Below are 22,073 nucleotides of genomic sequence, written 5' to 3'. Positions count from 1 at the left end.
CTCCAGCACCGCATCGACGCCGACCCGATCCAGAATCGGCCGATGCGCCTGCTCATCCTCATGCTGTGTTGCCTGTCGTCGGCCTGCGCCACCGGAGTTCCCGCCATGCAGGATCGTATCGATGCACTGATGGCCGGCTACGACGGCGACGGCCCCGGCGCCGCGCTGCTGGTGGTCCGCGATGGCGCAACCGTCGTGCGCAAGGGCTACGGACTGGCCGACATCGACAACGCGGTGGCGGTCACGCCCACGACGCGCTTCCGCCTGGCGTCGGTCAGCAAGCAGTTCACCGCCACCGCCGTCCTGCTGCTGGCCGAAGACGGCACGCTGTCGCTCGACGATCCGCTGCGCCGTTGGTTGCCATCGCTGCCGCCCGCGACCGCTGACATCACCCTGCACCACGCGCTGGTGCACGCGTCGGGGCTGGTCGACTACGAAGACCTGCTGCCCGATGGCCTCGACCGCCAGCTGCGCGATGCCGACGTGTTGCGCCTGCTGGAAGCGCAAGACCACCTGTACTTCGTGCCGGGCAGCGCCTACCGCTACAGCAACAGTGGCTATGCGCTGCTGGCGCTGGTGGTCGAACGCGCTTCCGGCCTGTCGTTCCCGGCGTTCCTGCAGGCGCGGACCTTCGCGCCGCTGGACATGGCGGGTGCCGTGGCCTTCGTCGAAGGCGCCTCGGTGGTCGCCGACCGCGCCTACGGCCACAGCCGGGTGGACGGCCGCTGGCTGCGCACCGACCAGAGCCCCACCAGCGCGGTGCTGGGCGATGGCGGCATCCATGCGTCCATCGATGAACTGGCGCGGTGGGATGCCGCCCTGCACGACGACCGCCTGCTTCGCGATGCGACCCGCACGCAAGCGTTCACCCCGCACATCGCCACCGGCGAAGCGGATGTGGATGGGTATGGCTACGGCATCCGCGTGCACGGTGCCGGCCGCCAGCGACTGCTGTGGCATTCCGGCGAAACCATCGGCTTCCGCAACGTGATGCTGCGCTGGCCCGAGCGTCGGCTGACAGTGGTGTTGCTGAGCAATCGCAACGCGCCGCGTCCGTATGCACTGGCGCGGCGGATCGCGGCGCTGTTCGACGACGACACGCAGGACTGACGCACTGCCCGCATCCGTGATGGACGGCCGCCGCGATCCATTGCCGCCACCAGGTGCCGATGCTAGCGTCTTGGCCCGCCCCGCCCCTGGAACCGCCGTGCGCCCCTTCCTGTTCCCGCCGATCGCCATCGCACTCGCCCTGATGCTCGCCCTGCCGGCCTGCACGCGCGATGGCAATGACACCACCTCCGCGGACGCCGCCGGCGCAGCACACCCCGATACGCCGAAACCGCCGAACGACTCCGCCGCCGGCCAACGCATCGAAGCCGACCTGCTGGCGCTGGCCGACGATGCGATGGAAGGGCGCGAGACCGGCACCCCCGGCTACGACCGCGCCGCGGCGTACGTGGCCGCGCGCTTCGCCGAGATCGGCCTGCAGCCTGCGGGCGACGACGGCACCTGGTTCCAGCGCATCCCGATGCTGGCCAGCACCCGCGTGCCCGAGGGCGCACGCTTGGCGATCCACCGTGGCGGCCGCACGATCGAACTCACCTACCTCGACCAGTTCCTGTCCGGCGCCAGCGGCGCCGAAACCGACGTCGAGATCGAAGCCCCCGCGGTGTTCGTGGCGCACGGCGTGCACGCGCCGCACCTGGGCCACGACGACCTCGCCGGCCTGGACCTGCGCGGCAAGATCGTGCTCACGTTCCCCGAAGCGCCCGCGCATTTCGACGACGACATGCGCGCCTACTACGCCTCGCAGGCCGCGCGCGCGGAGGCGCTCGCCGCGCGAGGTGCGGTGGCGTGGATCGCGATCCCCACGCCGTCCTTCGCGGCGCGCATCCCCTGGGACGTGATCCGCGCGACCGCCGACAAGCCGTCGATGGTGCTGGTCGACGACGACGGCACGGTGGTCGATGGCACTCCCGGCGTGCGGGCGGGCGCCTTCGTCAACGTCACCGCAGTCGACCTGCTGTTCGCCGACACCGGCTGGACCGGCGCCGACCTGTTCGCCGCGGCCGACGCCGGCACGCTCAAGGGCTTCGACCTGCCGGGCACGTTGACCCTTGCGGCGCGCGCGACCACCCGGCGCGTCGAATCGCGCAACGTCATCGGCCGGCTGCCCGGCCGCGATGCCGCCCTGTCGAGCGAACACTTCGTCTACACCGCCCACCTCGACCACATGGGCATCGGCGAACCGGTGGACGGCGATGCGATCCACAACGGCGCGCTGGACAACGCGCTGGGGGTCGCGATCGTGCTGGAAGCGGCGCGCGAACTGCATGCCGCGGCGTCGCCCCCCGCGCGCTCGATGCTGTTCATGGCGGTCGGTGCCGAAGAACAGGGCCTGCTGGGTTCGCGCTGGTTCGTGCGCCGGCCCACGGTGCCGCGCGAGGGCCTGGTCGGCAACCTCAATATCGACATGCCGGTGTTGACCGCGCCCACCACCGACGTGGTGCCGATCGGCGCCGAACATTCCACGCTGAAGCAAGTGGTGGAAGACGCTGCCGCCGCGCACGACGCCACCGTGTCGGCCGACCCGTTCCCGGAACAGGTGGCCTTCGTGCGCAGCGACCAGTTCGCGTTCGTGCGCGCCGGCATCCCGGCGGTCTACCTCGACGGCGGCGTGGTCGCCGCGAACGACGCGCAGGACCCGAAGCTTGCCGTCGCGTGGTTCCTGCGCAACTGCTACCACAAGCCCTGCGACCGGGCCGACCTGCCGATCCACTACAACGACGCCGCACGCATGGCGCGCATCGCCGCCGGCATCGGCCGCATCGTCGGCGACGCGCCGGAACGTCCGGCGTGGAACGAAGGGAATTTCTTCGGCAAGACATTCGGCGCGGACGCCGCTGCAGCGGCAGTGCCGGCACCGCAACCCTAGTGCGCTTCACGCAGGAGGAGACGCCATGATGCGTCCGTTGGCCCTCGTCACACTCGCCTTGTTGTTTCCCGTCCCGTCCACCGCGGGCACGACGCATCTGGAGTGCGTGCAAACGACACACGATGGCGTGGAACAGAGGATCCACGCCGCCCTCGACGATTCCACGGAACAGGCAGCGGTTGAACTGTACGCGCGGGACGCGGCATGTGCCGCGGAGCGTGCCTGTGGTGGCCAGGTCTACGCGAAGCAAATGCTGCCCGATGTCATCCGGCTCACCCTCGTCGCGGGCGAGGCCGGCGATGCCATGTACAGCAGCCAGATCGACATCGATCGCAGCGACCTGTCCGTGGTAACCCTCACCACGTTTGATACATTCTTCGGCGTCACCGAATCGACCGCGCGCGGACAGTGCGCACGGCATGTCGGCGACACGCACTAGGGCCTGTTGACGCGATCGCGTCTCCACCGGACCTGGCATCCCCGCCGCGGCTTCGGCGGCGGCCTGCCCTGGTGCGCCCGACGCGGATGTCATCGGCATGCCTGCGCCGCGTCCTCGACGACGCCATGCCTCCCTGCCGCCACGACACGCGTACCATGGGTCGCGTCCGCCGTGCGCGACGTCGCGCGGCATGTCTCTCGCCGGAGCCCGCATGTCGATGATCAGCTTGTGCCGCCCTTCCCTCCCTTGCCTCAAGCGCGTCGCGTCGCTTGCCCTGGTCGCACTGCTGCTGGCCGCGCCGCTGTCGCAGGCGCGCGAACGCAGCTCGGCTACTCCGGTCGCGCTGCAGCGTGAAGCCGAGCGCCTGGCAGGCCAGCTGCGTGGCAGCGTCGGCGCGGCGGCGATCCATGTCGAAAGCGGGCGCTCAGTGTTCGTCGACGGCGACCGCGCGTTCCCCATGGCCAGCACCATGAAGCTGCCGGTCGCCGTGCACATCCTCAAGCAGGTCGACGAAGGCACTCTGTCGCTCACCCAGCAGGTGCTGCTGGCGCCGGGCGACGTGTATCCGCAGATGGGCGGTCCGATGGACCTGCACCTCACGCCCGGCTCGGCCATCACCGTGCGCGACCTGCTGCACATGATGATCACCGTCAGCGACAACAATGCCACCGACCTGCTGCTGCGCCTGGGCGGCGGCACGGCCGCGGTCGATGCGCGCATGCGCGCGCTGGGCATCGACGGCATCCGCGTGGACCGCTACATCTGGGAACTGCTGGCCAATTACTACGGCGATGCCGTCGCGTCCCAGGCCACGCCACTGGATGCCGAAGGTTACGGCGCCCTCGCAGCGAGCGATCGCGACGCCGACGAACGTCGCCGCAACATGGACGCCTACAACGCCGACCCACGCGACACCGCCACTGCGCGCGCCATGGCCACGCTGCTGGCGCGGCTTTGGCGCGGCGAACTGCTCTCGGCCGATTCCACGCAGCTGCTGCAGGCGATCATGCAGGCCACGCGCACCGGCGGCGACCGCCTGCGCGGCGCGCTGCCGCCGCACACGCCCGTCGCGCACAAGACCGGCACCGTGGGCGACATGGTCAACGACGTCGGCGTGATCACGCTGCCGGACGGGCGCGGCCACGTGGTGGTGGTGGCCTTCGTGCAGTCGGATGCGCCGGCCGCCACGCGTGCCGGCACCATCGCCCAGCTGGCACGCGCCGCGCACGACTACTTCCTGTTCGTGCCCTGACGACGGGAGGGGCGGCTGTCCGCGGCGGCCACCGCACTGCGTTGGGCTCGGAGTAGCGCCCGTTGCACCGATGTTGCCAAGCACTTTCCGGAATCCCCCGTTCGGAGACGCCATGCCCACGCCCAATCCCATCGCCATCGTCCACGGCTGGAGCGACGACTTCGGCTCGTTCCAGAAGCTGCGCGAGTTCCTCGTCGCCAACCTCGGCGTGCCGGCCACCATCATCCGTCTGGGCGACTGGATCTCGCTGGACGACAACGTCGGCTATGCCGACATCGCCATCGCGCTGGAACGCGCGTGGCATGCCGCCGGGTTGCCCACCTCGCCGCGCAGCGTGGACATCGTGGTGCACAGCACCGGTGCGCTGGTGGTGCGCGAATGGATGACGCGGTACCACGCGCCGGAGACGGTGCCGATCGGACGCTTCCTGCAGCTGGCGCCGGCCAACTTCGGTTCGCACCTGGCGCACAAGGGACGCTCGTTCATCGGCCGCGCGGTGAAGGGCTGGAAGACCGGCTTCCAGACCGGTACGCGCATCCTGCGGGGTCTCGAGCTCGCCTCGCCGTACACGCGCGCGCTGGCCGATCGCGACCTGTTCGTGGCGCCGTCGAAGCGCTGGTACGGCGCCGGCCGCATCCTGTCCACGGTGCTGGTGGGCAACAAGGGCTACACCGGCATCCAGGCCATCGCCAACGAGGCCGGCTCCGACGGCACCGTGCGCATCGGCACCGCCAGCCTGCAGGTGGCGCAGGCCAGCGTGGTGTTCCCGCCCGGCCCGGTCGCGCCCGTCGTGCAGTTCCGCAATGCCGCCGGTGCCACCGCCTTCGCCATCGTCGATGGCGACAACCACAGCGACATCACCATGAAGGACAAGCCCTCGCGCAACGGTATCCGCGAGGAACTGATCCTGGGCGCGCTCCGGGTGCGCGACGGCGACTTCCCCGAATCCGCCGACGGCGCGTTCCCGTGGCAGGCCACGCTGGATGCGCGTGCGGGTGCGGCGAAGCTGTCCTCGCCGCGGCGACAGAACACCGTGGTGCACCTCGCCGACAGCGTCGGTGACGACGTGGACGACTTCTTCTTCGAGTTCTGGCGCAGCGAGCGTAGCGACAAGACCTTCGAGCAGCGCTTCTACCAGGACGTGATCAGCCACGTGCACACGTATGCCGCCAACGGCGCCTGGCGCACGCTGAACCTCGACATCGACAAGTTCGACGCGCTGCGCATGCACGGCACGCTGGGGTTCCAGAAGCTGCTGGTCAGCGTGTTCGCCTCGCCGGCGAAGACCGGGAACGCCAAGGTCGGCTACAGCACCGCCACCGGCCGCGACATCGGCGCCTGGCACATCGAAGGCCGCGACTTCGCCAAGGCCTTCAGCCCGCACCGCACGCTGTGCGTGGACATCCAGATCCCGCGCATCGTGGACGACGCGGTGTTTCGGTTCCGCCAGTCCTGATGTTCCCTCGAGCCGCGAGCTTGATTGCAAGCGCGGCCTGGGCGCTCCGGCCACGAAGAAGCCTTACAGGGATGGCGACGCCAGACAAAAGCTGCGCCCCGTCACCGCGCTTCGAGCGCATTCCCAGTGCCCGGACACACTCCATTCCGCCGCCGCGCCGTTGAGCGTCGGCGCCATGTCGTCGCCGACGAGGATCGTCCTGTCGCCATCCGGCCAGACGAAAACGCTCGCTGGCGACTGATCATCCGTCCCCGCCGGGGACGACAGGTAGAAATCGAATCGCTGGCAGACGCTTTCCGGCGCCATCTGCCCGGCGGCATCCATGAGCCGGCACCTCAGGGGCGTGCGCGGATGGCCGCCCGTTGACCAGGCGCCCAACAGCTCGGCATGGGCCTTGCAGCCTTCGGTTCGGCCATCCATGCAGGCGCGCAGGAACGCACGGGACGCGACGACCAGATTGTCCCTCGGTCGCGCCTCCGGGGCCGGATCGCCCGTCGTCGCCGCGCGATACCGATAGCCCGCGCCTTGCGGAACGACCTTATCGCGCAGCGTGACGAGCGACTGGCCGAGCAGGAAGCAGGATTGCCCGTCCCCCGTCCTGATGTCGTCGACCATGTTGCATGCACGCGCGTAAAGGCCAAGCGCGGAGACCGGATCCGCCTCGCCGCCCTCGCCTTGGGCGTACATCAGCCCGAGGAACTTGCAGGCGAACGGGTCCCGCTCCGCTTCGCAGACATAGTCGAACCACCGGCGCGCATTGGCATGGTCCTGCAGGTTGTCGCGAGCATTCTTCGCCGCCCAGTAACAGACCCTGCCCTGGCCGTAATATTCGCCGGTGCGGGCCCTCATGCCAGCCTCGCATCCCATCGCATAGGCACGGCCGGCAGCGGCAAAATCGCCCGCTGCCTCATGGTGGAGGCCGAGGCTGCCGCAATTGCCGACGCCCTCCAGCGTTGCCCTGCAGCCAGTCTGCGCCGCCTTCAGCGCCAGATCGGGTTGACGCGGCCACGTCCTGCGGGTTCCGTCCGCAAAAAGCCGTTCGTTGCCGGCGTAGAAGCTGTGAAGCGTGCTGCAACCGGCGATCCTGCCTTCCGGACGGCAGTTCTCCCACAGCAGCTCCAGCGGTTCTTCCAGGTCCTCCAGCGAGATGCGCCCGCCGTAGTACCACAGCGCGTGGCTGCAGGGGTTGCTGCCATCCGTCCCCGGCTCGGTCCGGCAAGCCTGTGCGTATTCTGCGTACTTCGCACGCACGTTTTCCTCGGCAACGGCAGGGCCGGCGATCGCACCCAGGCCGGCCACAACCGCAAGCATCCATGCTTTCAAGGCAGGTAATTCCATGGCGATCCGCTGACCTTGCCCCTTGCCCAGGGCGCTTCGAACACGCCCGCCATCCCCGGCGAGGGTGCTGGCGATCACTTGCGGAACATCATGCGACCGTCCCGCTTGCGGCAGATTACACCACCGCGACAGGCCCCCGTCCGCCGGCCTCATCCCGCCGGCAGCGGCAATCCGCGGAACGCCTTCACCGTGCGCAGCACGAAGCTGGAATTGACGTCGGCCACGCCTGCCTCGGCCAGCAGGTTGTCCAGCAGGAAGCGCGAGAAATGCTCGAGGTCGCCGACGGCGATCATCAGCAGGTAGTCCATGTCGCCGGTGAGCGCGTGGCAGGCCACCACTTCCGGCCAGGCGTTGACGTGGCGCGCGAACGCGGCGACCGATTCGGCGTCGTGCTGCTTCAGCTGCACCCGCACGAACGCCTGCAGGCCGAGGCCGATGCGCTCGGCATCCACCTCGGCGCGGTACCCGGCGATCACGCCGCTGCGCTCCAGCCGCTGCACCCGGCGCAGGCAGGCCGAGGCCGACAGGTGCACGCGCTCGGCCAGTTCGGCATTGGTCTGGCGGCCGGCGCGCTGCAGTTCGGCCAGCAGCAGCAGGTCGGTGCGATCGAGGTCGACGGCGCCCATTTCATGCCCTTGTTTCGTCATTGGCGCAATGATGTTGCCGCAGTAGCGCGATAACGCGCAACTTTGCAAGCCTGTTGCGCCGCCCCGCGCTTATGCTGGCCTTGCCTTCGCAAGCCCCGCCCCCCGGAGACCGCCATGTCCTCGCAACCGCGCCGCGTCGAGAACCTGCATACCGACAAGGGCAAGGTGCCGGTGTACGCGACCGGCATCGTCGAGCAACCCTGGGACGGTTACAGCGACGACGACCACGCCACCTGGGCGACGCTGTTCGCGCGCCAGCGCGAGGTGCTGGCGGGTCGCGCCTGCGACGAGTTCCTGCAGGCGCAGGATGCGATGGGCATGACGCCCGACCGCATCCCGAAGTTCACCGAGCTCAACGACGCGCTGATGGCGGCCACCGGTTGGACCCTGATCGGCGTGGAAGGGCTGCTGCCCGAACTGGACTTCTTCGACCACCTCGCCAACCGCCGCTTCCCGGTGACGTGGTGGATCCGTCGCCCGGACCAGATCGACTACATCGAAGAGCCCGACCTGTTCCACGACCTGTTCGGCCACGTGCCGCTGCTGATGAACCCGGTGTTCGGCGACTACATGGAGGCCTACGGCAAGGGCGGGGTGAAGGCGCACGGCATTGGCCCGGAGGCGCTGCAGAACCTGACGCGGCTGTACTGGTACACCGTCGAGTTCGGGCTGATCCGGCAGCACGACGGCTTGCGCATCTACGGCGCCGGCATCGTGTCGTCGGCCGGCGAAAGCGTGCATGCGCTGGAAAGCGCCGCGCCCAACCGCATCGGCTTCGACCTCGAACGCATCATGCGCACGCGCTATCGCATCGACACCTACCAGAAGACCTACTTCGTCATCGACAGCTTCCAGCAGTTGATGGACGCCACCGATCCCGACTTCACGCCGATCTATGCGCGGCTGGCGGCGCAGGAATCCGTGCCGGCCGGCACCGTGCTGGCGGGTGACCACGTGTTCCAGCGCGGCAGCGGCGAAGGCTGGAGCAGCGAAGGCGACGTCTAGCGCATCCGGCCGGCGCGAACCCACCTGCGGCCGCGCAAGGCCCCGCCACTACGCGGCAGCGAAGTGGCCATGGAAGCCCAGCGGGAACGTGTACGGCAACCACGCCTGCGCCAGCGGGCCGTCGCCCACGCGTTTTGCATCGAGCACCGCGATGCCGCTGCGGCCCTGCACCGGGTCGAGCAGGGTGCCGACCAGCCAGCCGTCGTCCGGATCGCGGCTGCCCGGTCGCGGCACGAACACGTGCTCCTCGGCCAGGATGTCGCGGCCGTAGCGATGCACGTCGCGCACGTCGCGCTGCAGGTCCACCATCGCGACCGCATTGAAGTACGGCGCCGTGCGTTCACCCTCGGCCACCGGCATGTACAGCCGCGCGCCGCGGTCGCCCGGAGTCCGTGCGTCGAACAACGGGAATTCCAGGGTGCCGTCGAACACCTTCTCCCAGCGCGCGCGGCCGCTGCGCAGGCCAAGCCGCAGCTCCGCCAGTCGCGCCGGCGTTGCCGCTCCGGCATGGCCCTGCATCGCCTCGCGCATCGGCGAGATCGCCTCGTCGGGGTCGGTATGGTGCACCGCGCGGACCACGATCTCGCCGTCGCGTTCGAAGGCATCGCCGAAGTGGTAGGCCATCGCATAGTCGACTTCGAACCAGCGGACGTTGTCCGGCGCATCCTTGTCCACCACCACCACCTGGCAGCCGCGCGACGGCGCGAAGCGCAGGCTCTCGAAGAACGAACCGGCCTGCACATGGTCGAAAGGCGTGAGCACGAACACGAGGTGGCGGTCGGTCATCGCGAAGGCGTGCAGGTAACCCGGCTCGCGCATCGGGACCATGTGTGCGCCACGCAGCGCCGCATCGGCGCCGATGTGCCAGACCAGCAAGCCGGCGCCGCCCATCATCGCCATCGCGCCGAAGTTCCACCAGCTGCCGTCGCGGTCCTGCATCGGATGCGCCGAGAACGGAAGCGCCTGCAGGTCAGGCCGCCAGGCCACCGGGCCGAGGGTGTCGAGCTGGTCGGGGTCGAGCTCGAACGCCGAGCCCGCTTCGCACAGCGCGAACAGGCGCCCACCGATGGCCACCACCGAGGTGTTGGCGGCATTGGCATCGTCGTTGTTGCGGATCGGCCCGGCGTCGGGAATGGTGGTGCCCGCCGCCAGCGTGTTGAAGCGGCCTGCGGCGCGTTCGCGCATGAACTTCGGCGTCTGCACCATGCGTCCGCGATGGGTCACCACGCCGTCGCCGAAACGCCAGCCGTGCACCATGCCGTCGCCATCGAACCAGTGCTCGTAGCGGAAGCCGTCTCGCTCGAACCACGCCGGCCCGTTGCGGTACAGCGTGCCGGCGAAGCCATCGGGCACGCGGCCTTCGATGCGCGCCACCGCGGGGCCCAGCGCCTCGGCCGACACCTGCTGCCAGCCCGCCATCCACGGATGGCGCCGCAGGCCCGCCGCGAACCGGGCGGGGTCGGCGGCCAGCGCCTGCTGCAGCAGGGACGGGGCGACGGCCAGCGCGGCGGTGCCGGACAGCAGGTTGCGCAGGAAGCGGCGACGGTCCATGGCAGCAGCCTCAGCGCAGGGCGATGGCGATGGTGGCGCCGTCGGCCGCCAGCTCGAAGCGCGCCTCGGCCCAGGTCGGCTTGCGCATCACCCGCGGGTTGTTGCTGAAGCCGTAGCCTTCGATCGGCATGCCCACGATGTTGGTGTCGAGCTTGCCGTTGTCGTTCTCGTCGTGCAGCACCATCACGCCGTAGGTGCCGGGCGACACGTTTTCGAACACGACGCGGGTCGTGCCTTCGACGGCCGCCACGCGCGTGGCCTGTCGCGGCGGCGCCTGGTCGTCCCAGCCGGCGGCCGAATCGACCAGCGAGACCATCAGATGGCCTTCGGCGACACGGATGCCGGACAGGTCGATGGCGAGGTCGCCGGCGTACGCCGGCGAGGTCGCGAGTACGGACAGCGAGAGGACGAGCGCGGCGCGGCGGAGGGTGCGGATCATGGCGGTCTCCCTGGTGGACGTGGCTGGATGGCGCCATCCTGCTCAATGCGCCCGCGCCATGGAGTGGCCGATGGTCATTGCCTCGACCTGCCGGAAGTCACTTTCTGCCGCCGGGGCATTGCCACGCCCAGCCACCAGTCGCAGCATGGCGGCATGCACACGTTCCGGGCCCTGCTGTTCAACCCGATGCACATCGCGCTGCTGCTCACCTGGCTGGCGGTTGCGCTGGCGCTGTCGGACAACGTGGGCCACAACGCGACGCTGGCGTGGGCGCTGATGGGCGCCTTCCTGGTCGCCGCCCTGCTGACCCGTCCCGAACCCGAGGCCCCGAAATGGCCCGCCGCCGCGCTGCTCGCCATCCAGATTGCCTGCGGACTCGGGCTGGTGGTGATCGACCCGCGCTCGGGCACGATGCCGGTGCTGCTGGTGGTGGTGGCGGCGCAGCTCGGCGTCGGCTGGCCGCTGCGCACCTGCCTGGTGGTGCTGCTGCTGGTGGACCTGGCGCTGTACCTGGTGATGCGCGACGCCACCCACCATTCGCGGGCGCTGTTCACGGTGATGATCTACGGTGGCTTCCAGGGGTTCGCGCTGCTGGTCGGACACTACGCACGCACCGCCGAGAAGGCGCGCGATGCGCTTTCGCTGGTCAATGCCGACCTGCTGGCGACCCGCGCACTGCTGGCCGACAGCGCGCGCGACAACGAGCGCCTGCGCGTGGCGCGCGAGCTGCATGACGTGGCGGGCCACAAGCTCACGGCGCTCAAGCTCAACCTGCGCGCGCTGGCGGTGGATCCCGCGCTGCAGGCGCGCGACGACGTGCGCGTGGCGCAGCAGCTCTCGACCGAACTGCTGGATGACATCCGCGGCGTGGTGCAGGCGATCCGCGATACCCGGGGCCTGGACCTCGACACCGCCTTGCGTGCGCTTGCCTCGCCGCTGCCGAAGCTGCAGCTGGACCTGCGCATCGACCACGATGTACAGGTCACCGATCCCGCACAGGCCGAGACCGTGTTGCGGCTGGTGCAGGAGGCGTTGACCAATGCCGCGCGGCACGCAGGTGCCAGCCGCGTGTCGGTGACGATCGCGCGCGCAGTCAACGGCATCGACCTCGCCATCGAAGACGACGGCGTGCTGCGCGGTCCGTTGCGCGAGGGCAATGGACTGTCAGGCATGCGCGAACGGGTGGCGGCCGCACGCGGGCGCTTCGACCTGGGACGCACCGCCGGCGGTGGGCTCAGCATCCATGCGAGCCTGCCGGCATGACCGCGACGACTTCCACGATCCGTGTTGCCCTCGCCGACGACCAGGCGCTGGTGCGCGCGGGCCTGCGCGCGCTGCTGCAGGCGCAACATATCGACGTGGCGTTCGAAGCCGACGATGGCGAAGGCCTGCTGCGCAAGCTGGCGGCGCAATCCGTCGACGTGGTGCTCAGCGACATCCGCATGCCCGGCATGGACGGCATCGCCGCACTGCAGGCGCTGCGCGAACGCGGCGACGCCACGCCGGTGCTGCTGCTTACCACCTTCGACGACAGCGACCTGCTGCTGCGCGCCACCGAAGCCGGCGCGCAGGGCTTCCTGCTGAAGGATGCCGCGCCGGAGGACCTGCGCGATGCCATCGAACGCGTGGCCGCCGGCGATACCCTGCTGCAGCCGGTCAGTACGGATCCGGTGCGATCGCGCTACCGCTTCCACGACGACAGCGCACCGGTCGACACCTTCAGCGAACGCGAGATCGCGATCCTGCGGCTGCTGGCCGGCGGCTACTCCAACAAGGAGATCGCGCGCACGCTGTTCCTCGCCGAAGGCACGGTGAAGAACTACGTGTCGGTGATCCTGGACAAGCTGGGGACGCGCGACCGTACCCGCGCGGTGCTGAAGGCCATTACCTTGCGCGTGATCTGAGCAGCGCAGAACACGCGCCGGTCACGGCCCGGCGGTATGCTGGCCGCATGCGCTCTTCCCCCATTCTCCTCGCCGCGGCGGTGTCCGCCGCGTTGCTGCCCGCCGTCGCCTTTGCGCAAGCGCAAGCAGACGCCGCCGACCTCGATCGCGTGGTGGTCACGTCGGGCCCGCTGCGCGGCGTGGCCGCGTTCGATACGCCTGCGTCGGTCTCGCGAATCGCAGTCGATGGCAACGCCGCCACTGCGGGCGTGCACGTCTCGGAGTTTCTCGATGCGGTTCCCGGACTGGTGGCGCGCGACCGCGGCAACTATGCGCAGGACCTGCAGCTGTCGCTGCGTGGGTTCGGTGCGCGCGCAACCTTCGGCGTGCGTGGGCTGCGCCTGTACGCGGACGGCATCCCGGCGACCATGCCGGACGGCCAGGGGCAGGTCTCGCATTTCGCACTGGCCGGCGCGGAGCGCATCGAAGTCTTGCGCGGGCCGTTCTCGGCGCTGCACGGCAACTCGTCCGGCGGCGTGCTGCAACTGTGGACCGCCGATGGCGTGGCGCCGACGCAGGGCCACGTGCAGGCCAGCAGTGGCCGCCACGCCAGCCACGCGCTGTCGGCGGGTGTGCGCGGTGGGGGTGGCGCCTCCGGGTATGCGCTGTCGCTGTCGCGCTTCGAGACCGATGGCTGGCGCGCGCACAGCGCCGCGCGGCGCACCACGTTCAATGGCAAGTGGCATCTGGACACGGCGCGAGGCGGGCGATTGCAGGTGGTGGCGAATGCGCTGGATGCACCGGATGCACAGGACCCGCTGGGCCTGACCTGGACGCAATATCGCGCCGATCCACGCCAGGTCGCCCCGGTGGCGACGCAGTTCGATACCCGCAAGTCGGTGGCGCAGCGGCAACTGGGCATGACCTTCGAGCAACCGGTCGGCGACGGCCACGTGCTGCGCGCGATGGCCTACGGCGGGCAGCGCGAGGTGGAGCAATTCCTCGCGCTGCCGGTGGCCGCGCAGGCCAATCCGCTCAATGCCGGCGGCGTGATCGACCTCGATGGCGGATACCACGGCTTCGACCTGCGCTGGAACTGGACGGGGCTGCTGGCGGATCGTCCGTTCGAGGTCGCCATCGGCGGCAATGCCGATGCCATGCGCCAGCACCGCCGCGGGTTCGAGAACTTCATCGGCGAGGCGCTTGGCGTGCGCGGTGCGCTGCGACGCGACGAGCGCAACCGCGTACGGAACCTCGACCAGTACGCGCAGGCCTGGTGGCAGGTTGCGCCGCGCTGGGCGGTGCAGGCCGGCGTGCGCCGCAGCCGCGTCGACTTCCGCGCGGACGACGACTACATCACCGACAGCAACCCCGACGACAGCGGCCGCGTCCGCTACGCGCAGACCACGCCGGTCGCGGGGGTGGTGTTCTCGCCGCACGACGATGCACGCGTGTACCTGTCCGCCGGCCGCGGCTTCGAAACGCCGACCTTCAACGAACTCGGCTATCGCGCCGATGGCGGCGCGGGCCTGGCGTTCGACCTGCGCCCGGCGACCAGCCGCAACGTGGAGCTGGGCGCGAAGTGGCGCGCGGGCGCGGTACGCGTGGAGGCCGCGCTGTTCCGCGCCACGACCGACGACGAGATCGCGGTGGCGCGCAACGTCGCCGGGCGCAGCAGCTTTCGCAACGTCGGGCGCAGCGTGCGCGAGGGCATCGAGATCGGCGCGACGCTGCCGTTCGCCGAAGCGTGGCAGGCACAACTCGCCTACACCTGGATCGACGCGCGCTTCCGCGACGGCTTCCCGCTGTGCGTCGGCGCCGGCTGCACCGAACCGGTGGAACGGCTGCCGCCCGGCACCGCGATCCCGGGCGTGCCACGGCAGCAGCTGTTCACGCGCCTGCAGTGGCAGCGCGCGGACTGGCGACTGGCACTGGAGGCGCAGGCGATCGCTTCGGTATCCGTCAACGATCGCGGCAGCGAACGCGCGCCAGGACACGCCTTGGCGCACGTCGAGGCATCGCGGCAGTGGGCGGTCCCGCACGGCACGCTGCGCGCCTTCCTTCGCATCGACAACCTGCTCGACCGCACGCACGTGGGATCGATCATCGTCAACGAAGGCAACGGCCGCTTCCACGAGCCCGGCCCGGGCCGCGGCGTACTGGCGGGTTTGCGCTGGCAATGGGCGGCTGGCGACAATCACTGAGTCCCCGTCGGCGCGCGTCCATGTCCAACGTTGATTTCATCGAAGTCTTTCCATCCGTACTGCCGGCGGAGACCTGCGCGACGATCGTGGCGCGGATGCACGACAGCGCACAGCTGCAGCCGGGACGGATCGGCGGCGGCGTGTTCCCCGACCTCAAGCGCAGCCGCGACCTGTCGCTGGAAGGCCGCGGCGACTGGGCCGACGTGGCGCAGGCACTGAATGTCGCGGTCTACGGCGGCCTGCTGGCTTACCTGCGCAAGTACCCGCAGGCACTCGTGGCGCCACTGATGCTGCAGGTCCCCGGCGAGGACGGCACGCTGCGCCGGCTGTCGGCTGAGGACATCGCGGCGATGGACGACAAGGCCCTGGGCCAGCTGGCGCGCACCTGCCTGCGGCCCGGTGCGATCAACCTGCAGTGGTATGCGGCGGGCGAAGGGGGCTATCCGTACTGGCACTGCGAGCTGTACCCGCGCGGCGCCGATTGCGAGCCATTGCACCGCCACCTGCTGTGGACGCTGTACCTCAACGACGGCTTCGACGACGGCGAGACCGAATTCCTGTTCCAGCAGCGCAAGGTCGCGCCGCGCACCGGCGACCTGCTGCTCGCGCCCACTGCGTTCACGCACACCCATCGCGGCAACCGTCCGGCTGGTGGCGACAAGTTCATCGCCACCAGCTGGATCCTGTTCCAGCGCGCGGAAACGCTCTACGGCGGTGGTTGATGGTTTCAGGTTGGCGCAGCAGCCCATGCCCGCGCGACTCCGGCCCCGCCGTCCAGGCATCGTCTCCCCGGTGAACGCCAGGACACCCGTGCCCTCGCATCGATTCAGGAAGCAGAATCCCCGGCTTGACGATGGCGTGCTACGCCGGCAGGTTCGAACGAATCTTGCGCACCGTCTCGGCAAGTTGCGCCACGGACGCCTGCACACGCTCGCGTCGCTGCATGTCTCCGGCGGAATCATGCGCGGTGCCCGGCTCGCGTCCCGCACCGTCGAACGTCGCGAGTTGGGGCGGACCGATCCCCCAGTCGCTGCCCGGCTGCCGCGGCACGACGTGGAAATGGAAGTGCGGCGTTTCCTGCCCGCTGTAGACCCCGTTGTTCTGGAACGTCAGGATTCCGAGTGGACGATAGGCGCCGACCAGCGCCCCTGCGACACGCCTGGCCGCGGCCAGGATGGCCGCACACTCCGGGTCGGAAAGCTCGAGGAGCGTCGCGACATGCCGCCGCGTGATGACGCAGCACTGGCCGACCTCGAACTGCCAGGGATTGATCACCGTCAGCGTGTGTTCGCCCTCGTCGATGACCTTCCATGGTTCGTCGCGTGCCGCGACGCAGAGGTCGCAAGGCTCCCTCACCGGAAGTTCGAGCATCGCGCCCGCGGTCACGCGTCCACGCGCGGCTGGTTCAGCACCAGCCAGTACAGCCCGATCTGCTTGACCACGGCGACGAACTGGTCGAAATCCACCGGCTTGCGGATGTAGCTGTTCACGCCCAGCGCGTAGCTGGCCTCGACGTCGAACGGCTCGTCGCTGGTGGTCAGCACCACCACCGGCAGCTTGCGCGTGCGCGGGTCGGAGCGGATGCCCTGCAGCACTTCGCGGCCATCGAGCTTGGGCAGGTTGAGGTCGAGCAGCACGATCGCCGGCAGCGCATCGGGGTCGCGCCCGGCGTGCGCACCGCGCGCGAACAGGTAGTCCAGCGCCTCGGCGCCATCGCGCACCACGGCCAGCCGGCCGTCGATGCCGGCTTCGGCGAAGGCGATGCGGGTCAGTTCCACATCGTCCGGGTTGTCCTCCACCAGCAGGATGTCCTGGGCGGTCATGGGGTGCTCCCTGCGTCGACTCCGGGCAATTCTACGTAAAACCGGCTGCCGGCTCCCGGTTCCGACTCCACCCACGCGCGGCCCCCATGTCGCTGCACGATGGCCTGCACGATCGCCAGCCCCAATCCCGGGCCGCCGCCATCGTCCGCGCCATGCAGGCGCCGGAACGGCACGAACAGCCGGTCCGCATAGCGCATGTCGAATCCGCTGCCGTGGTCGCGGATGCACAGGGTGCAACGCCCGGCATCGCCGGCGACGGCGCTGAATGCGATCTCGACGCGCTCCCGGGTCGCGGAGAACTTCCAGGCGTTGTGCAGCAGGTGCTGCAGCATGCGCCGCAGCTGGCGCTCGTCCCCGCGCACGAGGACATCGGGCTGGATGTCGTACACCGCCTCGCGCCCGGGCTCGGCATCCTGCAGCTCGGCGATGGTCCACGCCGCCAGCATGCTGACGTCCACCACGTCTTCGTCATGCGGCGCGGTCGTGGCACGCATCAGCTGCACCAGCGAATCCACCAGGGCGCCTGCATGCGATACCGCGCTGCGCACGCGGTCCAGATGCTCGACACCTTGCGCATCCAGCGGCTGCTTCGCCAACTGGCTGGCAAAGCCCTCGATGCCGCGCAGCGCGGCACGCAGGTCGTGGGAAATGCCGAAGGCCACTTGTTCCTGCTGGTGGTTCACCGCGTCCAGCGCCGCCTGCGCACGATGCGCGGCGGTGGCGTCGTGCACCTGCAGCAACAACTCGTTGCCATTGCCCGCGTCGGGCAGCAGGTCGGCATCGAGTTCGAGGCGCAGCTGCGTGCCATCGGCGTGGCGGAAATCGACATCCAGCCCGAGCCGCATCGCCACGCCGCCGGCGAGTCCGTGCAGCACCGCATCGATGCGCGCGGCGTTGTCGGGGAACAGGCGCCGATGCGCAGCCTCGCCCACCAAGGCGTCCGCCGGCTCACCGAGCAGCCGGCACAGCGCCGGATTGACGGCCAGCCACTCGCCGCTGGCCGCCACCATGGCCATGCCGCAGCGGGCGTAGGCCAGCAGCGCGTCGTTGCGGGTGGTCTGGGCAGGCATCGCGGTGTCCGCAGGATTCCAGCGGCAGGGTGCGCCCGAGTGTACGGAATCGACCCGTGCAGGCGCGGTCATCATCCCTGCGCGGGCAGCGTGCATTCATCCTCGCCCCGCGCGGTCGTCAGGCCTCAGAACAGGCGGCCCTGCGACGCGTCCTTCGCCGGCGGCACGAAGCGATCACAGTCCAGAGGCGGCAGGCGGCCGAAGCCGAGCCGGCGATGCGCCTTGCGGAACCGAGCCGCCAGCAGGTCGGCGAACGGCCCCTCGCCGCGCATGCGCTTGCCGAAGGCGCTGTCGTAGTCCTTGCCACCGCGCATCTGCCGCACCAGGCTCATCACGTGCCCGGCGCGCTCGGGATAGTGCAGCTGCAACCATTCCTGCCAGATCGCCTTCAATTCGTGCGGCAGGCGCAGCAGCACGTAGCCCGCGGCGCGCGCGCCGGCATCGTGGGCGGCCTCGAGGATGGCTTCCAGTTCGCGATCGTTGACCATCGGCACCACCGGCGCGACCATCACGCCGACCGGTACGCCCGCCTCCGCCAGCTGGCGCATCGCGCGCAGCCGCGCATGCGGTGCCGACGCGCGCGGCTCCATCCGCGCCGACAGCCTGTTGTCCAGCGTGGTCACGGAGAAGTACACCGTCACCAGGCGCTGCGCGGCCAGCGGCGCCAGCAGGTCGAGGTCGCGCAGCACCATGGCGTTCTTGGTGATCAGGCTGAAGGGATGGAGGCACTCGGCCATCACCTCGATCAGCGACCGTGTGATGCGGTAGCGGCGCTCGATCGGCTGGTAGGCATCGGTGTTGATGCCGAGCGCGATCGGGGCGCAGCGATACTTCGGTCGCGCGAACTCGGCGCGCAGGCGTTCGGCGGCATTGGTTTTGGCGAACAGCTGCGTCTCGAAGTCCAAACCCGGCGACAGGTTGAGATAGGCGTGCGAGGGGCGCGCGAAGCAATAAACGCAGCCGTGCTCGCAGCCGCGATACGGGTTGACCGACTGGCTGAAAGAGATGTCGGGCGAGTCGTTGCGGCTGACCACGCTGCGGGCGCGCTCCTCCCGGACGCGGGTGTCGGGATGCGGCGACGGATCTTCCTCGGCGCGCGCGTGCAGCGATCCCCAACCATCGTCTTCGGCATGCGCGCTGGTGACCTCGAACCGCCCGACCACTTGCGAGGCCGCGCCACGCCCCTTGATTGGCGCGATGGCGGGCGGGGTGGTGGACATGGTGCGGCCGTGGGACATGCCGCGAGACTACGCCGTTGGCGTCGCAATTGCGGCGACCAGCCATGTCGGTTTGCGGCGGGACGATGGCAAGGCGTTCGACGGCCTCGGTCCCACGGCACCGGGACGCACCGGCGGCCCGGGGAGCGCATGGTGCAGTTGCCCGCAAGGCCGGGCCGTCCTGCGGCGCCCGGGAGGCGATGTCCGTGCGGCGTGGCATTTCGCTTCTCCTCCTCGGAGGCCAGGCGGCACGCGCCAGGCGTTCTCCTGGCACAACCGCGGGGCGTGCGGCCGCCTTGGCGATGCGAACCCAATGCATCCCGCGGCCCTATGCTGTAGCCCCGCCCCGTTGGCCCCTGTCCCATGCCTGATCGTGTCTTCGCCTGGCTGGAGCCACTTGCCGGAAACTTCTGGGCGGCATTGCTCGTCCTCGGCTGGCTGCTCTACCTGCTGCTCCTGGGCGGCTGGATCGTGCTGCAGAAGCGGGAGCCCGTGGCCACGCTCAGCTGGCTGCTGGGGCTGGCGCTGCTGCCTTACGTCGGGTTCCTGGTCTACCACGTGTTCGGGCCGCAGAAGATCCGCCGCCACCGCCTGCGCCGCTCTCGCAGCCGCTCGACGCTGCCGGACGACACCCTTCCGATGGACGAAGAGGCCGCCGAGATCGCGCGGATGGTGCAGGCGGCAACGCGGCTGCCGATGACCACCGCCACCGATGTGCGCCTGCTGGTGGACGGTGCGGCGAAGTACGCCGCGCTGCTGCAGGACGTCGCCCGCGCGCGACAGCACGTGCACCTGGAGTACTACATCTGGCAGCCGGACCAGACCGGTGCCGCACTGCGCGATGCCCTGGTCGAACGCGCCCGCGCGGGCGTGCGCGTGCGCCTGCTGGTGGACGCGGTCGGCTCGGCGGCGGCCAGGCGGTTCTTCGCGCCCCTGCTGGCCGCGGGCGGCGAGCTGGCGTGGTTCCACCCGCCGCGCTTCGGCCGGATCTGGTCGCGGCCGTGGACCAACCTGCGCACGCATCGCAAGATCGTGGTGGTCGATGGCGCCATCGCCTACACCGGCGGGATGAACGTCTGCGACATCCAGGACGAATCGCTGCGCGAGGATGCCTATCGCGACCTGCACCTGCGCCTGGAAGGACGCGCCGTGCGCGCGCTGCAGCTGCTGTTCGTCGAGGACTGGGCCTATGCCACCGGCCGCCGCGAATTCATCTCCAGCGTGGTCGCGGACATGCCCGCGCTGCCGCCGAAGGGCGACGTGCCCGCGCAGGTCCTGGCGTCCGGGCCGGATTCGTCCTGGGAAGCGATCCACCGCGCGCATGTCAGTGCGATCCATGCCGCCAAGCAGCGGGTGTGGATGACCACGCCCTACTTCGTGCCCGGCGAGGCGGCGATGATGGCGCTGACCTCGGCCGCACTGGCGGGGCTGGACGTGCGCCTGCTGGTGCCGCGCATGAGCGATTCGCGGCTGGTCACGCTGGCCGCACGCTCGTACTTCGGGCCCCTGCTGGTAGCCGGCGTGAAGGTGTACGAGTACGGCCCGCGGATGCTGCATTCGAAGTCGCTACTGGTGGACGACCACCTGGCGATCATCGGAAGCGCCAACTTCGACCACCGCAGTTTCCGGCTCAACTTCGAAGTGTCGATGCTGTTCGACGATCCGGGCATCGCTGCGCAGTTGCATCGCGTCATCGAGACCGACCTCGCCAGCGCGCCGCGCGTGCGCCAGGGCCGGCACCGGCCGTTGCTCACCGCGCGCGTGCCTGAAGCCCTCGCGCGACTGGCATCGCCCCTGCTGTGAGCCGTGGCGAATGCGGCGACCGGCGGCCGATGGCATCGACCCGACGGCCCGCGTGTTGCGCGTGAGCGGGTAGACTGGCGCGGTTCCCAACAAGGGGCCTCGCCATGCCTTGGCTGTTCCTGCTGTTCGCCATCCTTGCCTTTGCGCTCGCGTTCACCACATCGTCGGTGGCGTTGGCCGCGATCAGCCTGTTGGCCGCGCTCGCGCTGCTGGGCTTCTGGGTCATGGGCTTGTTGGCACAGCGCATCGGCAACCAGGCGCGTGACGACACGCTGATGCTCGACCCGCAGGAACTGCGCCGCCTGCGCGAGCAGGCGCAGGCGCGACAGGCCGCCGCGGCGCAAGGGGATCCACCGGGGCCATGATCCGGCGCAAGGTGCCGGCATGACCCGGCTCAGCGTCAACCTCAACAAGATCGCGGTGCTGCGCAATTCGCGCGGTGGCGGCGAGCCCGACGTTGCGCGCGCGGCACGCACCTGCCTCGAGGCCGGCGCGCATGGCCTCACGGTGCATCCGCGGCCGGATGCCCGGCACATCCGCCATGACGACGTACTGCTGCTGGCCGACATCGCGCGCGGTTACGGCGTCGAGTTCAATCTCGAAGGCAACCCGTTCGCCCCCGCACGCCCCGGTTATCCCGGGTTCCTCGCACTGTGTGAGGCTGTGCGCCCGGCGCAGGCCACCCTGGTACCGGACAGCGACGGACAGCTCACTTCGGACCACGGCTTCGATTTCACCCGCGACCTGGTCGCGCTGCATCCGCACGTCGCCGCGCTGAAGTCGCTGGGCTGCCGCGTCAGCCTGTTCGCCGACGCCGGGGCGGACACGGCAGCCGCCGCAACTGCGGGCGCTGACCGGATCGAGCTGTACACCGGTCCCTTCGCCGAGGCCCATGCCGCCGGCAGCGCGGATGCCGCCTTGCGTGCCTGTCGCGCGACGGCCATCGCCGCGCATCGCGCCGGGCTGGGCGTCAACGCCGGCCACGACCTCTCGCAGCGCAACCTGTCGGCG

The 22,073-nt window shown here is 69.9% G+C and carries 21 protein-coding genes; 13 read left to right on the top strand and 8 right to left on the bottom strand.

All coding sequences use genetic code 11. The features are described 5' to 3' along the window. Positions 1–42 precede the first annotated feature (42 nt). The 5 genes from E2F46_RS09425 (at position 43) to E2F46_RS09405 (ending at position 6,082) form a co-directional block, all read left to right on the top strand. Complete coding sequence (locus E2F46_RS09425) at positions 43–1,110, top strand: serine hydrolase domain-containing protein (protein WP_133321840.1); 1,068 nt, start codon at positions 43–45, stop codon at positions 1,108–1,110. 97 nt (positions 1,111–1,207) lie between these two features. Beyond that, entirely contained in the window at positions 1,208–2,935 is a 1,728-nt protein-coding gene (locus E2F46_RS09420; RefSeq protein ID WP_165967420.1) for a M20/M25/M40 family metallo-hydrolase, read from the top strand. A 25-nt stretch (positions 2,936–2,960) separates the two neighbouring features. Then, positions 2,961–3,374, top strand: a complete 414-nt coding sequence (locus tag E2F46_RS09415) for a hypothetical protein (RefSeq protein ID WP_133321838.1) — start codon at positions 2,961–2,963, stop codon at positions 3,372–3,374. Between the two features lie 211 nt (positions 3,375–3,585). Then, positions 3,586–4,626 (top strand): class A beta-lactamase, encoded by a 1,041-nt coding sequence (gene bla / locus E2F46_RS09410; protein ID WP_165967419.1) that lies wholly within the window; start codon positions 3,586–3,588, stop codon positions 4,624–4,626. A 112-nt stretch (positions 4,627–4,738) separates the two neighbouring features. Next, complete coding sequence (locus tag E2F46_RS09405) at positions 4,739–6,082, top strand: esterase/lipase family protein (protein WP_133321836.1); 1,344 nt, start codon at positions 4,739–4,741, stop codon at positions 6,080–6,082. Positions 6,083–6,145: 63 nt separating this feature from the next. Here the strand turns inward: E2F46_RS09405 and E2F46_RS09400 are convergent, their stop codons facing one another. Then, positions 6,146–7,498 (bottom strand): SEL1-like repeat protein, encoded by a 1,353-nt coding sequence (locus E2F46_RS09400; protein ID WP_133321835.1) that lies wholly within the window; start codon positions 7,496–7,498, stop codon positions 6,146–6,148. Positions 7,499–7,569: 71 nt separating this feature from the next. Further along, complete coding sequence (locus E2F46_RS09395) at positions 7,570–8,067, bottom strand: Lrp/AsnC family transcriptional regulator (RefSeq protein WP_243720373.1); 498 nt, start codon at positions 8,065–8,067, stop codon at positions 7,570–7,572. A gap of 114 nt (positions 8,068–8,181) precedes the next feature. On the opposite strand from E2F46_RS09395, the gene phhA reads away from it, so the two are divergent. After that, positions 8,182–9,072, top strand: coding sequence for a phenylalanine 4-monooxygenase (phhA, locus tag E2F46_RS09390; protein WP_133321834.1), 891 nt, complete (start codon positions 8,182–8,184; stop codon positions 9,070–9,072). Between the two features lie 48 nt (positions 9,073–9,120). Here the strand turns inward: phhA and E2F46_RS09385 are convergent, their stop codons facing one another. After that, entirely contained in the window at positions 9,121–10,623 is a 1,503-nt protein-coding gene (locus E2F46_RS09385) for a carotenoid oxygenase family protein (RefSeq protein WP_133321833.1), read from the bottom strand. 10 nt (positions 10,624–10,633) lie between these two features. Next, the gene (locus E2F46_RS09380; RefSeq protein ID WP_133321832.1) at positions 10,634–11,062 is read right to left on the bottom strand and encodes a DUF2141 domain-containing protein; all 429 of its coding nucleotides are present in this window, start codon (positions 11,060–11,062) and stop codon (positions 10,634–10,636) included. 45 nt (positions 11,063–11,107) lie between these two features. Between E2F46_RS09380 and E2F46_RS09375 the strand changes: the two genes are divergently transcribed. From E2F46_RS09375 to E2F46_RS09360, 4 genes are read left to right on the top strand one after another with little or no spacing between them, the layout of a single operon-like run. Further along, positions 11,108–12,325, top strand: coding sequence for a sensor histidine kinase (locus E2F46_RS09375; protein WP_243720372.1), 1,218 nt, complete (start codon positions 11,108–11,110; stop codon positions 12,323–12,325). After that, a complete protein-coding gene (locus E2F46_RS09370) occupies positions 12,322–12,966 on the top strand; it encodes a response regulator transcription factor (protein WP_133321830.1) in 645 nt (214 codons plus the stop codon). The genes E2F46_RS09375 and E2F46_RS09370 overlap by 4 nt, the downstream gene beginning before the upstream one ends. Before the next feature lie 47 nt (positions 12,967–13,013). Next, positions 13,014–15,149, top strand: a complete 2,136-nt coding sequence (locus tag E2F46_RS09365) for a TonB-dependent receptor family protein (RefSeq protein WP_133321829.1) — start codon at positions 13,014–13,016, stop codon at positions 15,147–15,149. Between the two features lie 20 nt (positions 15,150–15,169). Further along, positions 15,170–15,871, top strand: coding sequence for a 2OG-Fe(II) oxygenase (locus E2F46_RS09360; protein ID WP_133321828.1), 702 nt, complete (start codon positions 15,170–15,172; stop codon positions 15,869–15,871). Positions 15,872–16,010: 139 nt separating this feature from the next. Here the strand turns inward: E2F46_RS09360 and E2F46_RS09355 are convergent, their stop codons facing one another. From E2F46_RS09355 to E2F46_RS09340, 4 genes are all read right to left on the bottom strand, one after another. Then, complete coding sequence (locus E2F46_RS09355) at positions 16,011–16,535, bottom strand: HIT family protein (RefSeq protein WP_133321827.1); 525 nt, start codon at positions 16,533–16,535, stop codon at positions 16,011–16,013. Next, positions 16,532–16,972, bottom strand: a complete 441-nt coding sequence (locus E2F46_RS09350; RefSeq protein WP_133321826.1) for a response regulator — start codon at positions 16,970–16,972, stop codon at positions 16,532–16,534. Before E2F46_RS09350 ends, E2F46_RS09355 begins: the two co-directional genes overlap by 4 nt. Further along, complete coding sequence (locus tag E2F46_RS09345; protein WP_165967418.1) at positions 16,969–18,042, bottom strand: sensor histidine kinase; 1,074 nt, start codon at positions 18,040–18,042, stop codon at positions 16,969–16,971. Before E2F46_RS09345 ends, E2F46_RS09350 begins: the two co-directional genes overlap by 4 nt. A gap of 125 nt (positions 18,043–18,167) precedes the next feature. Continuing rightward, complete coding sequence (locus E2F46_RS09340) at positions 18,168–19,262, bottom strand: PA0069 family radical SAM protein (RefSeq protein WP_133321824.1); 1,095 nt, start codon at positions 19,260–19,262, stop codon at positions 18,168–18,170. A 360-nt stretch (positions 19,263–19,622) separates the two neighbouring features. Between E2F46_RS09340 and cls the strand changes: the two genes are divergently transcribed. The 3 genes from cls to E2F46_RS09325 form a co-directional block, all read left to right on the top strand. After that, positions 19,623–21,062: a cardiolipin synthase gene (gene cls, locus E2F46_RS09335; protein WP_133321823.1), complete on the top strand. Its 1,440-nt coding sequence runs from the start codon at positions 19,623–19,625 to the stop codon at positions 21,060–21,062. A 104-nt stretch (positions 21,063–21,166) separates the two neighbouring features. Further along, on the top strand, positions 21,167–21,427 hold the full coding sequence (locus E2F46_RS09330) for a hypothetical protein (protein ID WP_133321822.1): 261 nt from the start codon (positions 21,167–21,169) through the stop codon (positions 21,425–21,427). A gap of 19 nt (positions 21,428–21,446) precedes the next feature. Further along, on the top strand, positions 21,447–22,073 hold a 627-nt coding region (locus E2F46_RS09325), incomplete at its 3' end, for a pyridoxine 5'-phosphate synthase (RefSeq protein ID WP_133321821.1).

The organism is Luteimonas aestuarii, assembly GCF_004357985.1.
GTDB lineage: Bacteria > Pseudomonadota > Gammaproteobacteria > Xanthomonadales > Xanthomonadaceae > Luteimonas > Luteimonas aestuarii.
The sequence above is the reverse complement of the archived record's forward strand: the minus strand, read 5'-3'. Positions and strand labels throughout refer to the sequence as shown.